Genomic DNA, 2,748 nt, shown 5'->3' with positions numbered 1-2,748 from the left:
AACCTGCTGATCTGGGGTCTCGGCGGCGTGATCGTTCCGTTCATCGGCATCAAGGCGATCGACCTCGTGATGGTCGCCCTGCGCCTCGTCGCTTGATTTTGAGGAGAACTTCGGTGTTGCGCTATTTCGCCAAGAGCTTCGTGCTCATCGCCGTCAGCGTCGTCATCGTCTGCGGCGTCTATCCCGGCATACTCTGGGTGATCGGCCAGACCCTGTTCCCGTTCCAGGCGAACGGCAGCATCGTCCGGACCGCCGACGGCAAGGTGATCGGCTCGATGCTGGTCGCCCAGCCGTTCACCAAGGACGAGTACTTCCAGCCGCGCCCGTCGGCCGCCTCCTACGACGCGACCGCCTCGACGTCGTCCGGCTATGCGCCGTCGAACTATGCGCTGCGCGACCGCGTCGCCCGGGCGATCGGTCCGATCGCGACCTACGCCTCGGGCGACAAGAAGGGGCAGGCGGTCGCGCCCGACGTCGAAGCCTGGTTCCAGGCCGACAAGTTCGGCGGCAATCCGCACATCGTCGCGCAGTGGGCGGATGCGCACAACACGATCGCGCAGAACTGGGTCACCGGCGATCCGACGCATGGCGCTTACGTCGACGCCTGGTCGAAGGCGCATGACGCCATCGTCAAGGACTGGATCAAGAAGAATCCGGCGACGCCCCAGCCGAAGGCCTCGGACCTGGCGGTCGTCTTCTTCGAGAATTTCTCGAACGACCATCCGGGCATGTTCCCCTCATCGGTCACCAACACCGGCGCGGACGGCAAGTCCGTGACGACGATCGAGCCGGTCAAGACAGGGTCGGACATCCAGTCGATCTTCTTCGACATGTGGCGGGCCGATCATCCCGACGTCGCGCTGAACGACGTCCCAGCCGATCTCGTCACCGCGTCCGCCTCCGGCCTCGACCCCGACATCACGCTTGAGAACGCCGAGTTCCAACTCGATCGCGTTGCGTCGAAGTGGGCCGACGACAAGAAGCTCAAGGTCGACGACGTGCGAAAGGACATCGAGGGCATCCTTGAGGACAAGGCCTACGCCCCGTGGGGCGGAGCGATCGGCGAGAAGCTCGTCAACGTGCTCGACGTCAACCTCGAACTGCACAAGCACTACGGCGACCCGGCCTGACGGCCGACCCCTTTCCGTCCGGATCGGCGTCCGGACGGAAACGGAGGCGCGCGCGGCCTCTCGTCCCCCTCCGCGCGCGCCTCCCGCTTCTTCCTGCATCGAACCGCCGGCTCGGCCGGCGCCGCGGGCAAACCCATGGATGCGCAGGTTTTCGAGCGTCGCACGTCGGTGCTCGTGCTGACCGGCGAGCCTGGACTTGTGCGACTGACGCGTTCGATCCTCGGGCCGGACCGCAGGGTGATCGCAGGCGGGCCGTTCGAAGCGAACTCGCTCGCCGGGCCCGGCCAGGCGGACATCGTCGTCGTCGACCTCCACGCGATCGATTGCGACGCGCTCGCGGCCGCGCAACGCGCGTACCCGAGCGCCGCGGTCATCGCGCTCTGCGCCGAACCCCGCGAGGCGGACTGCATCGCCGCGCTCGAGATGGGCGCCGACTATCTTCCCCGCCCGTTCAGCGCGACGGATCTCGCCGCGCGCGTGCGGGTGGGCGAGCTCAAGCGCTTCGCCGCGACCGGGCGGCCTCGCTTCTACCGCAACGGTCTGCTCGCCTTCGACCTGTTCAGCGGCAAGCTGTCGATCGACGGCCAGACGGTGGCGCTGGCGCCGTCCGAACTGGCCCTTCTGGCCCATCTCGCCGGCCAGGCGGGCTTCGTCGTCGCTTACGAGCGGCTTCTTGCAGACGCCGGATTCGCCGGCTCGCCGCGCGGGCGAGCGGCGCTGCGCTCCTGCGTTATGCACCTCAGGCGCAAGATCGAGCCCGATCCGCTCCATCCCGAAATTCTGCTCGCCGAGATCGGCGTGGGCTACCGCCTCGCGTCTCCGACCGCCGACCCCTCGCGCCGCCCGCGCGATTGCCTTCCCAACGACCCACAATAGGGCGTAAAATCATGTCTAGGAGCCTGTCCGGTTTTCTCGAAATCGCCGTCACGCTCTTAGCTGTCGTCGTCGCCGCCCGTCCTATCGGCGCCTACATGGCGGACGTCTTCGACAATCGCCGCACTTTTCTCACGCCGATCCTCGGGCCGATCGAGCGGGCTTTCTATCGGGCGGCGGGCGTCAAGGCCAAGGACGAGCAGGAATGGGACGTCTACGCGATCTCCATGGTCCTGTTCGGCGGCGCGTGCATGCTCGGGCTCTATGCCATCCTGCGCCTGCAGGCCTGGCTGCCGCTCAACCCGCAGGGGTTTCCGGGCGTGCCGCCCGATCTCGCCTTCAATATCGCGGTGAGCTTCGTCACCAACGCCAACTGGCAGTCTTATGGCGGCGAGACGACGCTCTCGCATTTCTCCCAGATGGCCGGCCTCACGACCAACAACTTCCTCGACTCGGCCGCGGCGATCGCGATCGCCGTCGCGCTCATTCGCGCGCTGACGCGCAACGAATCGACGACGATCGGCAACTTCTGGGTCGACGTGACCCGCGCGACGCTCCACGTGCTCCTGCCCGTTTCGCTGATCGTCGCGCTCGCGTTAGCCGCGCTCGGCGTCCCTGAGACGCTCGACGCTTCGGTCGCGGCGACGACGCTCGAGGGCGTGAAGCAGGCGATCGCGATCGGGCCGGTGGCGAGCCAGGAGGCGATCAAGCTCCTCGGCGACAACGGCGGCGGCTTCTTCAACGC

At 67.2% G+C, this 2,748-nt stretch carries 2 protein-coding genes and 2 pseudogenes; all 4 read left to right on the top strand.

Annotated features, from left to right (window positions below):
• Positions 1-113: 113 nt before the first annotated feature.
• Positions 114-455 (top strand): annotated as a pseudogene (locus ACLP25_RS08535) (potassium-transporting ATPase subunit C); the annotation flags it as partial.
• A gap of 411 nt (positions 456-866) precedes the next feature.
• Positions 867-1,130 (top strand): annotated as a pseudogene (locus tag ACLP25_RS08530) (potassium-transporting ATPase subunit C); the annotation flags it as partial.
• A 135-nt stretch (positions 1,131-1,265) separates the two neighbouring features.
• Positions 1,266-2,006: a winged helix-turn-helix domain-containing protein gene (locus ACLP25_RS08525; protein ID WP_442468778.1), complete on the top strand. Its 741-nt coding sequence runs from the start codon at positions 1,266-1,268 to the stop codon at positions 2,004-2,006.
• Positions 2,007-2,017: 11 nt separating this feature from the next.
• Positions 2,018-2,748: potassium-transporting ATPase subunit KdpA (locus ACLP25_RS08520; protein ID WP_442468777.1), on the top strand; the 731-nt coding region annotated here is incomplete at its 3' end.

The organism is Roseiarcus sp. (genome assembly GCF_052145395.1).
In the GTDB taxonomy this organism is placed as follows: Bacteria; Pseudomonadota; Alphaproteobacteria; order Rhizobiales; family Beijerinckiaceae; genus Roseiarcus.
Note: the sequence above shows the minus strand (reverse complement) of the source record. Positions and strands in the feature narration are given on the sequence as shown.

What these genes read in the sequence shown, in the direction of transcription:
- ACLP25_RS08525 (WP_442468778.1), top strand. Translation starts at nt 1,266, where the DNA reads ATGGATGCGCAGGTTTTCGAGCGTCGCACGTCGGTGCTCGTGCTGACC.